Annotated in this window: 11 protein-coding genes; all 11 read right to left on the reverse strand. The window is 72.5% G+C overall.

All coding sequences use genetic code 11. The features are described from left to right. Window positions 1-97 precede the first annotated feature (97 nt). Window positions 98-265: a hypothetical protein gene (locus OG455_RS14050; protein WP_266293586.1), complete on the reverse strand. Its 168-nt coding sequence runs from the start codon at window positions 263-265 to the stop codon at window positions 98-100. A gap of 326 nt (window positions 266-591) precedes the next feature. Further along, window positions 592-2,193 (reverse strand): phosphoglycerate dehydrogenase, encoded by a 1,602-nt coding sequence (serA, locus tag OG455_RS14055; protein ID WP_266293588.1) that lies wholly within the window; start codon window positions 2,191-2,193, stop codon window positions 592-594. Between the two features lie 272 nt (window positions 2,194-2,465). Further along, window positions 2,466-3,461 carry a ketol-acid reductoisomerase gene (gene ilvC / locus OG455_RS14060; protein WP_266293590.1) on the reverse strand — a complete coding sequence of 332 codons (996 nt, stop codon included), beginning with the start codon at window positions 3,459-3,461 and terminating at the stop codon, window positions 2,466-2,468. 112 nt (window positions 3,462-3,573) lie between these two features. Then, a complete protein-coding gene (ilvN, locus tag OG455_RS14065; protein WP_266293592.1) occupies window positions 3,574-4,107 on the reverse strand; it encodes an acetolactate synthase small subunit in 534 nt (177 codons plus the stop codon). A gap of 29 nt (window positions 4,108-4,136) precedes the next feature. Beyond that, window positions 4,137-5,990, reverse strand: coding sequence for an acetolactate synthase large subunit (locus OG455_RS14070; protein ID WP_266293594.1), 1,854 nt, complete (start codon window positions 5,988-5,990; stop codon window positions 4,137-4,139). Window positions 5,991-6,248: 258 nt separating this feature from the next. Beyond that, a complete protein-coding gene (locus OG455_RS14075) occupies window positions 6,249-9,245 on the reverse strand; it encodes a bifunctional diguanylate cyclase/phosphodiesterase (RefSeq protein ID WP_266300771.1) in 2,997 nt (998 codons plus the stop codon). A gap of 374 nt (window positions 9,246-9,619) precedes the next feature. Beyond that, complete coding sequence (locus OG455_RS14080; RefSeq protein ID WP_266293596.1) at window positions 9,620-12,706, reverse strand: helix-turn-helix transcriptional regulator; 3,087 nt, start codon at window positions 12,704-12,706, stop codon at window positions 9,620-9,622. Between the two features lie 146 nt (window positions 12,707-12,852). Then, a complete protein-coding gene (locus OG455_RS14085; protein WP_266293598.1) occupies window positions 12,853-13,050 on the reverse strand; it encodes a hypothetical protein in 198 nt (65 codons plus the stop codon). Between the two features lie 295 nt (window positions 13,051-13,345). Beyond that, the gene (gene gatB / locus OG455_RS14090; RefSeq protein ID WP_266300772.1) at window positions 13,346-14,839 is read right to left on the reverse strand and encodes an Asp-tRNA(Asn)/Glu-tRNA(Gln) amidotransferase subunit GatB; all 1,494 of its coding nucleotides are present in this window, start codon (window positions 14,837-14,839) and stop codon (window positions 13,346-13,348) included. Between the two features lie 5 nt (window positions 14,840-14,844). Further along, window positions 14,845-15,432 carry a hypothetical protein gene (locus OG455_RS14095; RefSeq protein WP_266293600.1) on the reverse strand — a complete coding sequence of 196 codons (588 nt, stop codon included), beginning with the start codon at window positions 15,430-15,432 and terminating at the stop codon, window positions 14,845-14,847. Beyond that, the gene (locus OG455_RS14100) at window positions 15,429-16,520 is read right to left on the reverse strand and encodes an AAA family ATPase (RefSeq protein ID WP_266293602.1); all 1,092 of its coding nucleotides are present in this window, start codon (window positions 16,518-16,520) and stop codon (window positions 15,429-15,431) included. Before OG455_RS14100 ends, OG455_RS14095 begins: the two co-directional genes overlap by 4 nt. Window positions 16,521-16,539: the final 19 nt, after the last annotated feature.

Consider the following 16,539-nt stretch of genomic DNA (forward strand, 5'->3'; position numbering starts at 1 on the left):
GATCGGATACGCACTACCCCAGGATCGGGCCCTGACCGGGCCGCCCACCCGGATTCTGAGCAAGCGTCAGGCCAATGGCCCAACGCTTTACCGAAGGTCAGTGACCGGTGGCGCCGCCGTTGTCGCGCCGGTCGAGCGCGCGCTGCAGAGCGGCGGCGGCGTCGGCCGAGGTGGGCGAATCGCCGCGGCGGCGGCGCCGGCGCGCGGGGGCGACGGCGGTCGAGGTGTGGTCGCGGTGGCTGAGCAGGTCTGCGGTGGGGGGCATACCGGGCTCCTTGGTCCAGGGGACGCCGAACGGCGCCGGTGCGGGGAGGGAGGAGGGGGGTACGCCTGGCGGGGATCGCCCGCCACGCTGCGTACGGCACGCACGGGCCACCCGCCCGGGCCGGTTGGTGGGGCCCGTCGACGGTGGCTTTCTGGTGCGGCCATTTCAAGGTACGCCCGGGTCCGGCGGCTGTCTCTAGATTTAGTTGGATTTCCTAGTATCTGAGACAGGGCTCACCCGGACCGCTCAGCGGGCCGTGCGAACGGCGGGGCCCGGACCGTCGAAACGGTCCGGGCCCCGGTGGTCCTGCGCCTGCCGAGGGGGCGTCAGCCCAGGTCGACGCCGCGGGCGAACTTGGCCCCGATCTCGCTGGCGATCTCGGCCAGCACCTCCTGCGGGATCTCGGAGTCGACCGTGATCGAGGCCAGCGCGTCCTTGGTCTCGCGGTCCCGGGCCACCTGCATGCCGGCGATGTTGATGTCGGCGTCGCCGAGGATCCGGCCCAGGGTGCCGACCACGCCGGGGCGGTCCTCGTACTTGAAGAAGGCCATGTGGTCGGTGAGCGCGACGTCCACGTCGAAGCCGTCCACGCCGACGATCTTCTGCTGCTGCTTCGGGCCGGAGAGGGTGCCGGAGATCGCGATCTCGGCGCCGTCGGCCAGGGTGCCGCGCACGGTGATCACGTTGCGGTGCTCGGCGCTCTCGCTGCTGGTGGTCAGCCGCACCTCGACGCCGCGCTCCTGGGCGAACAGCGGGGCGTTGACGTAGGAGACGGTCTCGGCCACCACGTCCTCGAAGACGCCCTTGAGCGCGGAGAGTTCGAGCACCTTGACGTCGTGCTGGGTGATCTCGCCGCGCACCTCGACGTCGAGCCGCACCGCCACCTCGCCGGCCAGCGCGGTGAAGATCCGGCCCAGCTTCTCGGCCAGCGGCAGGCCGGGGCGCACGTCCTCGGCGATCACGCCGCCCTGCACGTTGACCGCGTCCGGGACCAGCTCGCCGGCCAGCGCCAGGCGCACCGACCTGGCCACCGCGATGCCGGCCTTCTCCTGCGCCTCGTCGGTGGAGGCGCCCAGGTGCGGGGTGGCCACCACGTTGTCGAAGGTGAAGAGCGGGGAGTCCGTGCACGGCTCCTTGGCGTAGACGTCCAGGCCCGCGCCGGCCACCCGGCCCTCCTTGAGGGCGCTGGCGAGCGCGGCCTCGTCCACGATGCCGCCGCGGGCGGCGTTGACGATCCGCACGCTCGGCTTGACCTTGTGCAGCGCGTCGTCGCCGATCAGGCCGATCGTCTCGGGGGTCTTGGGCAGGTGCACGGTGATGAAGTCGGAGACCTCCAGCAGCTCGTCCAGCGAGAGCAGCTTGACGCCCATCTGGGCCGCGCGGGCGGCCTGGATGTAGGGGTCGTAGGCGACGATCTTCATGCCGAAGGCGGACATCCGCTGGGCGACCAGCACGCCGATCCGGCCCAGGCCCACCACGCCGAGGGTCTTCTCGGAGAGCTCCACGCCGGTGTACTTGTTGCGCTTCCACTCACCGGCCTTGAGCGCGGAGTTGGCGGGCGCGATGTTGCGGGCCACCGAGATCAGCAGGCCGCAGGCGAGCTCGGCGGCGGTGACGATGTTGGAGGTCGGGGCGTTCACGACCATCACGCCGGCCTTGGTGGCGGCGGCCACGTCGACGTTGTCCAGGCCGACACCGGCCCGGGCGACCACCTTGAGCCGCGTGGCGACGGCCAGCGCCTCGGCGTCGATCCGGGTGGCCGAGCGGATCAGGATCGCGTCCACCTCCGCGATCGCGGTCAGCAGCTCGGTGCGGTCGGCGCCGTCGCAGTGGCGGATCTCGAAGTCCGGCCCCAGGGCGTCCACGGTGGCGGGCGACAGCTCTTCGGCGATCAGTACCACGGCGGTCTTGGATGTCACAGTGCTCACGACAGTTGTCCTTACTGTCCGGAATTCCCCCGCTCCACTGTCACGTGGGTGGCGTGGCCGGTCGGGAAACACCGGCAGGCGTGGGGGGAATGGAGGCATGCCGCGTGGATAGACGCACGACGCTGTGGGCCTGACGCGCACTCGGAAGTGTATCGACGCACAGGGGAGTTGCCTGTGCCCGTGCGGCGAAATCACCCGCACGGGATCAGACGGGTTGTACAGCGGGGACAGGCCCGGTGCCGGCCTGTCCCCGCGGTGTCGCCGAGCGCCGCTCAGGCGTCCTTGACCCAGCTCATGAGCTTGCGCAGCTCCTTGCCGGTGGTCTCCAGCAGGTGCTCGGAGTCGGCGCTCTTGTACTCGTTGTACTTGGGCAGACCGGCCTTGTACTCGGCGATCCAGGTGTTGGCGAAGGTGCCGTCCTGGATCTCGGTCAGGACCTTCTTCATCTCGGCCTTGGTGTCGGCGGTGATGATCCGCGGGCCGGTGACGTAGTCGCCCCACTCGGCGGTCTCGGAGACCGACCAGCGCATCTTCTCCAGGCCGCCCTCGTACATCAGGTCGACGATCAGCTTCAGCTCGTGCAGGCACTCGAAGTAGGCGATCTCCGGCTGGTAGCCGGCCTCGACCAGGGTCTCGAAACCGGCCTTGACCAGGGCGGCGGTGCCGCCGCAGAGGACCGCCTGCTCGCCGAACAGGTCGGTCTCGGTCTCCTCGGTGAAGGTGGTCTTGATGACGCCGGCCTTGGTGCCGCCGATGCCCTTGGCGTAGGAGAGCGCCAGCGCGAAGGCGCCGCCGGTCGAGTCCTGCTCGACCGCCACGATGCACGGCACGCCGCGGCCCTCGACGTACTGGCGGCGGACCAGGTGGCCCGGGCCCTTCGGGGCGACCATGCAGACGTCGACGTCGGCCGGGGGCTTGATGAAGCCGAAGCGGATGTTCAGGCCGTGGCCGAAGAAGAGGGCGTCGCCCGCCTTCAGGTTCGGCTCGATGGCCTCCTTGTAGACGTCGGCCTGGATCGGGTCCGGCACCAGGATCATGATGACGTCGGCCTCGGCGGCGGCCTCGGACGGAGTGACCACGCGCAGGCCCTCCTCCTCGGCGGCGGCGCGGGACTTGGAGCCCTCCAGCAGGCCGACCCGCACGTCGACACCCGAGTCGCGCAGCGACAGCGCGTGGGCGTGGCCCTGGCTGCCGTAGCCGATGACCGCGACCTTGCGGCCCTGGATGATGGACAGGTCGGCGTCGTCTTCGTAGAACAGCTCGGCCACGGTGGGACTTCTCCTTGCGTTGATCGCGTCGGTGCTCCAGCTACCGTACGCGCAGGTGATGGGGGTTCAGGGGGTCGCGCCCAGAGGATGAGACGGCGCGCGCCGGCCGCGCTCAGGCGCTGCGGTCCAGGGCTCGCAGCGAGCGGTCGGTGATGGACCGGGCACCGCGCCCGACCGCCACCAGGCCGGACTGGACGAGCTCCTTGATGCCGTACGGTTCCAGCATCTTCAGCATCGCCTCCAGCTTGTCCGAGCTGCCGGTGGCCTCGATGGTCACGGCCTCCGGCGACACGTCCACGGTCTTGGCGCGGAAGAGCTGCACGATCTCGACGACCTGCGACCGGGTCTCGTTGTCGGCCCGGACCTTGACCAGGACCAGTTCCCGCTGGATCGCAGCGGACTGGTCGAGCTCGACGATCTTTATCACGTTGATCAGCTTGTTGAGCTGCTTGGTGACCTGCTCGAGCGGCAGGTCCTCGACGTTGACCACGATGGTCATCCGGGAGATGTCCGGGTGCTCGGTGGGGCCGACGGCGAGGGAGTCGATGTTGAAGCCCCGACGGGAGAACAGCGCGGCGATGCGGGCGAGCACGCCGGGCTTGTTCTCGACCAGGACGGAGAGGGTGTGCTTGGACATGGTGCTCATTCCGTGGTCGAAGTGGTCGAAGGGGCTGGTCAGTCGAGGTCGTCGCCGAAGTCGGGACGCACGTCCCGGGCGAACAGGATCTCGTCGTTGCTGGTGCCGGCCGCGACCATCGGCCAGACCATCGCGTCCTGGTGGACGATGAAGTCGATCACCACCGGGCGGTCGTTGATCGCCATCGCCTGCTCGATCACCGCGTCCAGGTCCTCCGGGCGCTCGCAGCGCAGGCCCACGCAGCCCATAGCCTCGGAGAGCAGCACGAAGTCCGGGATCCGGGTGCCCTGCGGCGGCGGGGCGACCCCGTCGTGCTCGGGGCCCGCGTGCAGCACGGTGTTGGAGTAGCGCTGGTTGTAGAAGAGCGTCTGCCACTGGCGGACCATGCCCAGCGAACCGTTGTTGATCACCGCGACCTTGATCGGGATGTTGTTCAGCGCGCAGGTGACCAGCTCCTGGTTGGTCATCTGGAAGCAGCCGTCGCCGTCGATCGCCCAGACCGCCGACTCCGGCCGGCCCGCCTTGGCCCCCATCGCGGCCGGCACCGCGTAGCCCATGGTGCCCGCGCCGCCGGAGTTCAGCCAGGTGGCCGGCTTCTCGTAGCTGATGAACTGCGAGGCCCACATCTGGTGCTGGCCGACGCCCGCCGCGTAGATGGCGTCCGGGCCCACCAGCTGACCGATCCGCTCGATCACCTGCTGCGGCGAGAGCTCCCCGGCCGGGGCCGGCTCGTAGCCCAGCGGGTAGGTCTTCTTCCACTCGTTGAGCTTGACCCACCAGTCGCCGTAGTCGCCCTTGCGGCCGGCCTCGTGCTCGGCCTGGACGGCGACGATCAGGTCGGCCAGCACCTCGCGGGCGTCGCCCACGATCGGCACGTCGGCCGGGCGGTTCTTGCCGATCTCGGCCGGGTCGATGTCGGCGTGCACGACCTTCGCGAACGGCGCGAAGCTGTCCAGCTTGCCGGTGACCCGGTCGTCGAACCGGGCGCCGAGGGTGAAGAGCAGGTCCGACTTCTGCAGCGCGGTGACCGCCGGGACGCTGCCGTGCATGCCGGGCATGCCCAGGTGCTGCGGGTGGCTGTCGGGGAAGGCGCCCAACGCCATCAGGGTGGTGACCACCGGGGCGCCGGTCAGCTCGGCCAGGATCCGCAGCTCGGTGGTGGCGTTCGCCTTGAGCACGCCACCACCCACGTAGAGGACCGGCTTCTTCGCCGCGACCAGCAGCTTGGCGGCCTCGCGGATCTGCTTGGCGTGCGGCTTGGTGACCGGGCGGTAGCCGGGCAGCGAGGTCTCCACCGGCCAGCGGAAGACGGTGGTGGACTGCAGCGCGTCCTTGGCGATGTCGACCAGCACGGGGCCGGGGCGGCCGGTGGCGGCGATGTGGAAGGCCTCGGCGATCACCCGGGGGATCTCGGCCGGGTCGGTGACCAGGAAGTTGTGCTTGGTGATCGGCATCGTGATGCCGCAGATGTCCGCCTCCTGGAAGGCGTCGGTGCCGATCGCCTTGGAGGCGACCTGGCCGGTGATCGCCACCATCGGGACCGAGTCCATGTAGGCGTCGGCGATCGGGGTGACCAGGTTGGTCGCGCCCGGGCCCGAAGTGGCCATGCAGACGCCCACCTTGCCGGTGGCCTGCGCGTACCCGGTGGCCGCGTGGCCCGCGCCCTGCTCGTGGCGGACCAGGATGTGGCGCACCTTGACCGAGTCCATCAGCGGGTCGTACGCCGGCAGGATCGCCCCGCCCGGGATGCCGAAGATCGTGTCCGCGCCGACCGCCTCCAGCGAGCGGACGAGCGACTGCGCGCCGGTCATCGTCTCGACGACCACGGACGCGTCCGCGGACGGGGCGGCCGGGTGGTCCCCGCGGCGGGGGGATGCCGTGTGCTCAGTCATCTGCCTGTCTTCTTTCGCCGGGCGACTGTCCGCTTCACACCATTTTCAGGCGAGTCGGACTGGCGGTACAACGGTGTTCGGAGGGAGTTCACATCGTGCGATTGCAACAAAAAACCCCTCGTGCCAAGGGCAAGCGAGGGGTGGCGCGTCGGCTAGTCGTGAGTCGGGCACAGCAGCCCTGGCTCAGCCGACGCGCCCGCCAAGTACGAGAATTCGGGTGCGCATGGCACCGACCTTGCTCCTCGGCGCGGGGCGATGTCAAGCAGGTGGGATCGCCGTCTCGCCATACGGACCCACGCTGGACCCCGGTCCCGGACCGCCCAGCGGCCGGTGCTCCGGGGGCTCGTGGGGGCCGTGGTGGTGGGCCGAGCGGATCGGACCCGGCTCCCCGCATGCACCCGATCGGGTGTCGGCGGCGGACAGGTACGCGCGGCGGGCCGAGATCGCGCCCAGTGGCCGCGGCAGCGGGTAGAGCCGGCGGGCGAGCGCCCGGCGCAGCCGGAACTCGTCCAGCGGCTGCGCGAAGGCCAGGCCCTGCCCGTGCCGGCAGCCCAGCTCCTGCAGCACGGTGACCTGGCGCTCCTGGTCCACCCCCTCGGCGGCGGTGGCCAGCCCCAGCTCCCGGCCCAGCCGCAGCGCGTGGCCGGCCAGCGCGCGGCTGCGCGGGTGCTCGACCAGCTCCTGCACCAGGGCGCGGTCCAGCTTGAGCGCGTCGAACGGCAGCCGCACCAGCGCGCCCAGCGAGCCGCCGCCGGCGCCGAAGCCGGCCAGCGCGGTGCCGACCCCGAGCCGGCGCAGCGCGGCCAGCTTGCGGCCCAGCTCGTCGGCGGAGGCGTCCGGGCCCATCCGGGCCAGCTCGATCACCAGCCGCTCGGGCGGCAGCCCCGAGTCGCGCAGCGCCCCGGCGATGGTCTCGTGCACCCCGGGCGCGCAGAGCCGCTCCGCGGTGAGCCGCACGGTGACCGGGACCGCGCCCGCCGGGCTGCGCCCCGCGGGACCGCGCAGTGCCGCTCCGCGCAGCGCCGCCTCGGCGATCGCCTGCTGCAGCTGCCAGCGGGTGAACCGGCCGGCCGCGTCGCCCGCCTCGGCGCCGCGCAGGAACTCGGCCGGGGTGAGCAGCAGGCCCTGGGCCGAGCGCCAGCGGGCGATCGCCTCCAGGCCGGCCACCGCGCCGGTGCGCAGGTCGACCACCGGCTGGTGGAGCAGCGCGAAGCTGCCCTCGCGCACGGCCAGCCGCAGCCGGTCGTCCAGCTCCCGGCGGCGCTCCACGTCGGCGCGCATCGCGGGGCTGTAGAGCACCACCCGGCCCTTGCCCTCGGACTTGGCCCGGTACATCGCCAGGTCGGCGTCGCGCATCAGCTCGTCGGCGAGCGTCGCGACCTCGGCCACCGGCGGCCCGTACGGGTCGAGGTCGCGCGGACCGAAGGCGATCCCGATGCTGGCGGCCACCGCCAGCTCGGCGCCGGCGATCCAGTACGGCTCGGAGAGCGCCAACCGCAGCCGCTCGGCCAGCTCCTGCACCCGCAGCCGGCCCAGCGGCCCGCAGACCAGCACCGCGAACTCGTCGCCACCCAACCGCGCCACGGTGTCGCCGGAGCGCACGGTGGACTGCAGCCGGCGGCCGGCCTGCACCAGCAGCTGATCCCCGACCTGGTGTCCGGCGCTGTCGTTGACCGCCTTGAAGCCGTCCAGATCGAGGAAGAGCACGGCCACCGTGTCCGGCTCCTGGTACGGGTGTTCGCGCGGGCACTCCGCGCCGATCGGCTGCGGGCCGCGCCCGCCCAGCGCGGCCCGCAGCCGCTCGGCGAAGAGCGCCCGGTTGGGCAGGTCGGTGAGCGGGTCGTGGAAGGCGTTGTGCTGCAGCTGGGCCTGCAGCCTGACCCGCTCGGTGACGTCGCGGCTGTTCAGGATCAGCCCGTCGCGGTAGCGGTTGACGGTGGACTCCACGTGCAGCCACTCGCCACCGCCGGCCATGATCCGGCACTCCACCCGGGCGCTGGGCTCGCCGCTGCGCGCCGGGGCGTGGGTGAACTGGCGGGCCAGCCGCTGGCTGCGGGCCAGGAACCGGCGGACCTCGCCGGTCACCCGGTCCGCGTCCTCCGGGTGCACCAGGTCGAGCAGCCGGCCGCCGACCAGCTCCTCCGGGTCTCGGCTGTAGACGCCGAGCGCGGCCGGGGAGACGTAGGAGAGCACGCCGTTGGCCCCGGTGATCATGATCACGTCGCTGGAGCCCTGCACCAGTGAGCGGAAGTGCGCCTCCTTCTGCGCCAGTTCCTGGGCCAGCGACAGGTTGTCCAGCAGCATGATGCCCTGACGGACGATCAGCGCCAGGCCCACCGTGCAGGCGACCACGATCACCACCCGGTCCATCGGATGCCCCCCGAGAGCGTTGTAGAGGATGCCGGCGGTGCAGACCGAGGCGGCGGCGTACGGGGTCAGCGCGTTGAAGGTGGAGGCCACCCGGCGCCGGGGCGTGCCGCCGGCCGAGGGGTGCTCGCGACTGGGCCGCCCGCGCCGCCAGCGGTTCGACCACGGGGCCGAGGCGAGCAGCAGGCTGCCGGCGAACCAGCCCGCGTCCAGCAGGTCGCCGGAGTGGTAGCTGTCGCGCAGCGCGGGCGAGGTGAAGAGACCGTCGCAGACCACGGTGACCGCCAGGCCCAGCATCGCGGTGTGCACCGCGGCCCGGTTGCCGTCCCGGCGGCGGAAGCGCAGGCCGACCACCAGCGAGACCATCAGGATGTCGAGCACCGGGTAGGCCAGGCCCAGGGCGAGCCGCAGCGGGTTGCCGATGTCGCCCTCCGCGGTGCGGCCCAGCGCCAGGCTCCAGCTGAGCGTGAAGAGCGAGCCGGCCACCATCCAGCCGTCCAGCAGCAGGCAGAGCCAGCCCGCCGCGCCGCGCGGGCGCTGGGCCAGCACCAGCAGGCCGGTGATGGCCAGCGGCGCGAACGGCAGGAAGGCGTAGTCGGCCGGCGAGTCCGAGGGCAGGCCGGTGCGCAGCACCACCTCGTACCAGCCCCAGGTGCCGTTGCCGACCGCCACGGTGGCCGAGGAGAGGCCGAAGAGCAGCCAGGCGGGACGGGCCGGCCCCGGCACCGTGCAGCCGTGCGCCAGGCAGGAGAGCGCCGCCGCCAGGGCCGCGCCGGCCAGGCCGAAGTCGCCCATGAAGAGGGCCAGCGAGCGCGAGCCCCAGCCGGTGGCGGCGCCCAGCGCGTACCCGGCGCAGAGCAGGGCGATCAGCGGCCCGGCCAGCGGCAGGGGTCGGCCGGGCGGCGGCTCCGCGGCCCGGCCGGGCGGCGGCTCCGCGGCCGCTTCGGGGCGGACGGGCGGCCGATCGGGCCGGGGTACGACTTCGGTGGGGCTCACCAGGCACCTCCCCCTCCGGTCCGGGGCCTCGTCCGGGCCCGGGGGCGGCAGGGCGCCGGGCCGCGGCGCCGCCTCGGCCCGGAACAGGGAGGAACGCGGCCCGGCCGGGCCCCCGCACCACATCGGTCACTCAATGACACGCGCACTCAACTTAGAGTAATGGTCCGAGAGTAGGGATATGCACCCGCTTCCACCAGATCGGCCCGGTTGGCCGTAGCGCACGCCCGGGGGCACGCGCGCCGGGGCGCGTGCGTCCGTGCGCCGGACTACGCGCCGCCGCTGGCAGGAACCAGCCCGGTCTCCGGGAAGAGCCGCAGCCGGTGGGCCAGCGCGGCGGCCTCGCCACGGCCCGAGACCTCCAACTTGGCCAGGATGTTGGAGACGTGCACGCTGGCGGTCTTCGGCGAGATGAAGAGCTGCTCGGCGATCTGCCGGTTCGTCCGGCCCTCGGTCAGCAGCCGCAGCACATCCGTCTCCCGGGGCGTCAGCTGGAAGGCGGCCGCGCCCTGCGGCGGCTCGGTCCGCGCGCTCGGCAGCTCGGGCCGTAGCACCCGGGCCACCCCGGCGCGCTCGGCCAGCCTGGCGACCTCGCGGCCCAGCTCCGCGTCACCGCGGCGCTCGGCCAGGCCGGCGGCCTCGCGCAGCAGTTCGCCCGCCCGCTCGCGCTCGCCGGCGGCGGCCGCCGCGCCCCCCGCGCCGAGCAGCGCGAGGACCAGCGGATGGGGCAGACCGCTCTCGCGCAGCGGTTCGACGGCGGCCGCCCAGTGCGCCGGGGTGTCGCCGCCGCTCGCCCTGGCCAGTTCGGCCTCGGCCAGGCGCAGCCAGCCCCACTGCAGCGGGGCGCGCGGCCGCAGCCCCGACAGCTCGGCAGTGATCCGGCGCAGCACCGCCGGGCGGTCCGCGTCGGCGGCGGGCAGGCCGCGCGAGTCGGCCTCCACCGCGGCGGCCCGGGCCAGCAGCGGCAGCAGGTAGCCCTCCCGGCCCGGCCCCGTGGCGTCCAGGGTGGCCAGCAGGGCGGCCCTGGCCTCCAACGGGCGCCCGGCCCGGCCGGCCAGCTCGATCGCCAGCCTGGTGTTGGGCAACTCGTGCTGCGGCTGGGACTGGGCGCCGATCCGGGCCCGCGCCAGGCACTCCTCGGCGGTCGCCAGGTCGCCGTGCAGCAGCGCCAGTTCGCCGCGCAGCCGGTACAGGAAGGGGTCGTAGGCCTCCGGCCGGCCGTCGCCCTCCCAACCGGCCAGCACCTCGGCCGCCTCGGCCGGGCGGCCGACCAGCAGCAGGCACTCGGCCAGGTTGCCGGCCAGGATCGCGCCGGTGTTGCGCAGCAGGCCCAGGTCGCCGGCCACCGCCAGGCCCTCGCGGGCCAGTTCGACACCCTCCTCGGCCCGGCCCAGCTGGGCGAACAGGCTGGCGAGGTTGTTCAGGCCGCGGGTGAGCAGGTCGGGGACGCCGAACCGGCGGGCGCCCTCGATCGCCTCGCGCAGCGTCGCGATGCCCCGCTCGGGGTCGCCCAGGTCGGTGTAGAAGGTGCCGAGGGTCATCCGGGCGAAGAGCTCGACGCTGGTCGCCCCGGCCGTCCGGGCGATCGCCACCGCCTGCTCGGCCATCTCCAGGTCGGCCGCGGTGGCCTGCTGCAGCATGGCCTGCCCGGCCGCCAGCGCGTAGACGTCGGCCTTGACGGCGGACGGCGGCGTGTGCTCCACCAGGCGCCGGGCGTGGGCCAGTTCCTGATCGCCGCCCAGCCGGTTGAGGTGGCCGAGCATCCGGGCCCGGTTCATCCGGAACCAGGCGGCGCGCAGCGGGTTGCGGGTCTCGTCCACCAGCTTGAGGGCGCGCTTGGCCAGCCGCAGCCCGCAGTCGCGGTCGCCGGCCCGGCGGGCCGCGACCACCGCCTCGGCCAGCACGTCGACCAGCCGCAGCTGTTCGCAGTCCGGGTCGCAGTCGCACGCCTCGCAGGAGCACGGCGGGTAGGTCTCGGCCCAGTCGTGCGGGCGCAGGGTGGCCCGCAGGGTCTCCTCGGAGACCTCGTCCCACAGCTCGATGGCCCGCTCCAGCAGGCTGAGCTGCTCGGCGAAGGCGTTGCGGCGCCGGGCCGCCCTGGCGGCGTCCAGCGCGCACGGCAGCGCGCGGGCCGGATCGTGCGCGTGGTACCAGTAGTTGGCCAGCCTGGCCGGCCGCTGGTCGGCGCCGACCAGGGTCGGATCGGCCTCCAGGGCCTCGGCGAAGCGGCGGTTGATCCTGGTCCGCTCCCCGGGCAGCAGGTCGTCCGAGACCGCCTCGCGGACCAGCGCGTGCCGGAACCGGTAGCCCTCGCCGTCCCGGTCCGGCTGCAGGACGTTGGCGCCGACCGCGGTGCGCAGCGCGTCCAGCAACTCGTCCTCGGCGCCGGTCAGGACGGCTTCCAGCAGCTGGTGCTCGATCCGCGAGCCGCCCTCGGCGGCGATCCGCAGCACCCGCTGGGTCTCCTCCGGCAGCGCCTCCACCCGGACCAGCAGGATGTCGCGCAGCGTCTCGCTCAACCCCACCGAGCAGCCCTCCTGGTGGGAGCAGGCCAGCTCCTCCACGAAGAAGGGATTGCCCTCGGAGCGGCGGTGGATCCGGGTCACCAGCTGGCGGTCGGGCACCTCGATGCCCAGGATGCCGGCCAGCTGGGCGGCCACCTCCTGGCGGCCGAAGCGGTCCAGCTCCAGCCGGTGCACGGCGCGCTGGCGCTCCAGCTCGGCGAGGAAGGGGCGCAGCGGGTGGCGGCGGTGCAGGTCGTCGGTGCGGTAGGTGGCCAGGATCAGCACCCGGGACCGGTGCAGGGTGCTGATCAGGTAACCGAGCAGCTCCCGGGTGGACCGGTCGGCCCAGTGCAGGTCCTCGACCGCCAGCACCAGGGTGCGCTCCGCGCTGAGCCGCTCGAAGAGCCGGCCGATGTTCTCGAACAGCCGGGCCCGGCCGTACTCGTCGTTGGGCTCGGTACCCGCCTCGCCGAACTCGGGCAGCAGCCGGGCCAGGTGGCCCTCCAGCCCCTCGGCGGCACGCTCCAGCTCCGGGCCCAGGCGACGGTGGAGCCGGCGCAGCGCGGTGACCAGCGGGGCGTAGGGCAGGCCCTCGGCGCCGACCTCCAGGCAGCCTCCGAGCATGGTGATGGTCGCCGAGCGCTCGTCCTTCTCGGCCCGGCAGAGGAACTCCTCCAGCAGACGGGTCTTGCCCACCCCCGCCTCACCGCCGACCAGCAGCGCCTGGGGCTGGCCGGCCGAAGCACGACGCAGCGCGGCGGTGAGCGAGGCGATCTCGCTGCCGCGGCCGACGAAGACGGGACTGACCGAGATCTGCTCCACGGCGCCGAGCATGCCACAGGGCACTGTCATGGTCCGAACCGTTATCCCACGGAGCGGACCTGGCGGGTCCTCGGCGCGGACGGAACGGGGGAGGGTGCCGTCGGCATCCCTCCCCCGCTGGTCCGCGGTGCGCGGTCCCGGTGCTCCCCTCGTGGCACCGGGACCATGCGGTCGGATCAGCACTCGCCCAGGTCTGCCCGGTGCGCCGGGCGGGCCGAGCGGCGCAGGCCCGCGGTCAGCCCACCCCGGCGGCCGCCGGTCTGCCGGGTCGTCCGGGCCACCCGGCGGGCCTCGGCCACCAGGCGCTCGTGCGCCGCCAGCTCGCGCAGTTCGGCGCCGCGCTGCTGGACGAGCTGGTACTCGAGCTCGGTCATCTTCGTTCCCCTCGTTCCCCGTCGTTCGGATACCTAGAGACTCCTCGCCCAGGGGGGTGCGGGGCATCGGCAGCATGCCGGATCTTGCGGGGCGCGGGGGCCTTAGACGGGCCCGGGAACGGCGAAAGCGCCGGTGGCCGCCCCTAAGGAGGGGTGGCCACCGGCGCTTACGGGGTCCTTAGGCCGGGGCGCCCAGGCGCTCCAGCCCCGGCCCGACGTCCTTACGCGGCAAGCCGCTCCAGACCCCGCCCGACGTCCTTACGCGGCAAGCCGCTCCAGACCCCGCCCGATGTCCTTACGCGGCAAGCCGCTCCAGGATGAGGTCCTTGACCTTGGCGGCGTCCGCCTGGCCGCGGGTGGCCTTCATCACCGCGCCGACCAGTGCCCCGACCGCCTGCACCTTGCCGCCGCGGATCTTCTCCGCCACGTCCGGGTTGTCGGCGATCACCTGGTCGACCGCGGCGCCGAGCGCGGAGTCGTCCGAGACCACGGCCAGCCCGCGGGCGGCCACCACCTCGTCGGGCCCGCCCTCGCCGGCCAGCACGCCCTCGATCACCTGGCGGGCCAGCTTGTCGTTGAGCTTGCCCTCGGCCACCAGCACGCAGACCCGGGCCACCTGGGCCGGGGTGATCGGCTGCTCGGCCAGCTCGGTGCCGGTCTCGTTGGCCCGCCGGGCCAGCTCGCCCATCCACCACTTGCGGGCCTGGTCGGCCGGGGCGCCGGCCGCGATGGTCTCCAGGATCGGCTCCACCGCGCCGGCGTTGAGCACCGACTGCATGTCCTGGTCGCTCAGGCCCCACTCGCCCTGCAACCGGGCCCGGCGGACCCGGGGCAGCTCGGGCAGCGCGGCCCGCAGCTCCTCGACCCACGCGCGGGCGGGGGCGATCGGGACCAGGTCGGGCTCCGGGAAGTACCGGTAGTCCTCGGCGTTGTCCTTGATCCGGCCGGCGGTGGTGCTGCCGTCCTCCTCGTGGAAGTGCCGGGTCTCCTGGATGATGGTGCCGCCGTCGCCCAGCACCGTGGCGTGCCGCTGGATCTCGAACCGGGCGGCCCGCTCGACGCTGCGCAGCGAGTTGACGTTCTTGGTCTCCGAGCGGGTGCCGAACTTCTCGGTGCCGTTGGGGCGCAGCGACAGGTTGACGTCGCAGCGCATCTGGCCCTTGTCCATCCGCGCCTCGGAGACGCCCAGCGCCCGGATCAGCTCGCGCAGTTCGGCCACGTAGGCCTTGGCCACCTCGGGCGCGCGGTGCCCGGCGCCCTCGATCGGCTTGGTGACGATCTCGATCAGCGGGATGCCGGCCCGGTTGTAGTCGAGCAGCGAGTGGGTGGCACCGTGGATGCGCCCGGTGGCTCCGCCGACGTGGCTGGACTTGCCGGTGTCCTCCTCCATGTGCGCGCGCTCGATCTCGACCCGGAAGACCTCGCCGTCCTCCAACTGCACGTCGAGGTAGCCGTTGAAGGCGATCGGCTCGTCGTACTGCGAGGTCTGGAAGTTCTTCGGCATGTCCGGGTAGAAGTAGTTCTTGCGCGCGAAGCGGCACCACTCGGCGATGTCGCAGTTCAGCGCGAGGCCGATCTTGACCGCCGACTCGACGCCGACCGCGTTGACCACGGGCAGCGAACCCGGCAGGCCCAGGCAGGTCGGGCAGGTCTGCGAGTTCGGCTCGGCGCCCAGCTCGGTGGAGCAGCCGCAGAACATCTTCGTCCTGGTGCCCAGCTCGACGTGGACCTCAAGGCCCATGACGGGGTCGTAGGAGGCGAGTGCGTCGTCGTAGGAGACGAGGGTCATGCCGCTCACAGGAAGTGCAACTCCTTCAGAACATTCTTTAGCTGTGCGAGCCACGCCTGATAGGCGGGAACCCCCGCCAACCGGTCGAGACGCAGGTCGATTCCCAATTGCCTGAGGACGGTCATCGGGTCACGCGCACCGAGTACCGTCTTGAGCGTGGTCTTCGGATCGAGAACGGATTCAACCTCCCGGGCCTTGCCGGGAAGAGCTGTCAGATCCGTTCGGGGGATGCGCCGGAAACCTTCCGGATCACAGAGCGCCCATGCCTCGGTCTCCTTTCGAGGTGCGATACCGACGATTCGTCGACCCGCTTCTCCGGCATGGCTTCGAAAAGCATCGATCTTGCCACGCTCTCGATGATCGCAGTGGACGACCACCACATCACAACAGTCGAGCAGCTCCGTGACCTCGGCCTGGACCCGGTCACCGGGGTCGACGGTCCGCACCGACGCCATCACCAGGTCGCCGAGGGCGAAGCCGCCCGGATGCTCGAAGGACAGCTCACGCAGCTGCCGAGAGATGACCTGTCCGAGGAGCAGTTCGTCGCTGAGCCCTTCGGTCATGAGTCCGACCACCAGGTACTTGCCGCTCACCTTACGTCCTGCCGCACGGTCTCCAGATACCTGCGAACCTCCGCGGCGGTCACGTAGGTGCCTCTCGGACCGTCCGCTCGCACCCCGCGGGCCCGAGTGACCATGGATCCGACGGGGACTCCGGCGAGCACGTCCGTCTCCAGGACCGAATCGAGGAAGAGAACCGCGTCACGGTCGGTCGACAGCATGTGGGAGAGCACGACCGGAGAGTGCGTGGTCATGATCATCTGCCGCCGGGCCCCCGCCTCCGCGATCCGTTCTGCCAGCAGTTCCAGCAACGTCGCCAGACGCCCTGGATGCAGGCCGTTCTCCACCTCGTCGATGACGATGGTGCCCGGGTGAGCAGCGTCATGCACGGCAGCGAGTACCGCGAGGACCCTGAGCGTGCCGTCCGACGCCATGGACGGGGCGATGCGCCCCGAGTCCCGGTAGGCGAGGTCGAAGTCCCAGTCGCCGCGATGATCCTGCACCGGCAGCACATCGTCGAGCGTCGGGATGACGGCACGCAGATCCAGCAGCAGCTCGGGCAGCGCGCCGCTCTCGGCGAGCCTGCCGAGTACAGCCGCCAGGTTGGACGCGTCGGAGGCCAGGCGCCCCCGATCGGTACCGGGTGCACGCGTCCTGAGGCGATCCGGCGAGGGCGCGAGGAACAGCCAGCTGTCCAGCTCCGCGTTCAGGGCCGCGCGTCGCTCCTTCGGCTCGATGTCACCGAGGAAGCGGGCCTCGAACGCCAACGGTGCCGGCTCGACCGGGCGCGCCTGGCCGGCGGCGAGCGGGCCGAGCTCCGCGACGACAGCGGCCTGGAGGCTCAGCGCTCCGGCCTCCGAGGGCACCGAGAGGTCGACCGCGATCCGGAACCTGTCGACGATGCCGCCGTTGCCGTAGTGCCGCAGGAGCTGCACCGCGTTGCCCCGGTCGAACCGGAACACGACACGGTGATCGTGGGAGGCGCCGGCCAGCAGGCGCAGCGCGTCGATCAGGTTCGACTTGCCGCTGGAGTTCGCCCCTGTGACGGCCAGGAGCGGCGGGACGTCCAGCACGAAGTCCTTGAACGACTTGAAGCCGTCGATCTCGATCCGGGTGATCATCGCGCGCTGCCCTCCTTCC

Origin of the sequence: Kitasatospora sp. NBC_01287 (genome assembly GCF_026340565.1) — a bacterium.
Classification (GTDB): Bacteria; Actinomycetota; Actinomycetes; order Streptomycetales; family Streptomycetaceae; genus Kitasatospora.

What these genes read in the sequence shown, in the direction of transcription:
- gatB (WP_266300772.1), bottom strand. Translation starts at nt 14,839, where the DNA reads ATGACCCTCGTCTCCTACGACGACGCACTCGCCTCCTACGACCCCGTC.
- OG455_RS14085 (WP_266293598.1), bottom strand. Translation starts at nt 13,050, where the DNA reads ATGACCGAGCTCGAGTACCAGCTCGTCCAGCAGCGCGGCGCCGAACTG.
- OG455_RS14050 (WP_266293586.1), bottom strand. Translation starts at nt 265, where the DNA reads ATGCCCCCCACCGCAGACCTGCTCAGCCACCGCGACCACACCTCGACC.
- ilvN (WP_266293592.1), bottom strand. Translation starts at nt 4,107, where the DNA reads ATGAGCACCATGTCCAAGCACACCCTCTCCGTCCTGGTCGAGAACAAG.
- OG455_RS14080 (WP_266293596.1), bottom strand. Translation starts at nt 12,706, where the DNA reads ATGACAGTGCCCTGTGGCATGCTCGGCGCCGTGGAGCAGATCTCGGTC.
- OG455_RS14070 (WP_266293594.1), bottom strand. Translation starts at nt 5,990, where the DNA reads ATGACTGAGCACACGGCATCCCCCCGCCGCGGGGACCACCCGGCCGCC.
- OG455_RS14100 (WP_266293602.1), bottom strand. Translation starts at nt 16,520, where the DNA reads ATGATCACCCGGATCGAGATCGACGGCTTCAAGTCGTTCAAGGACTTC.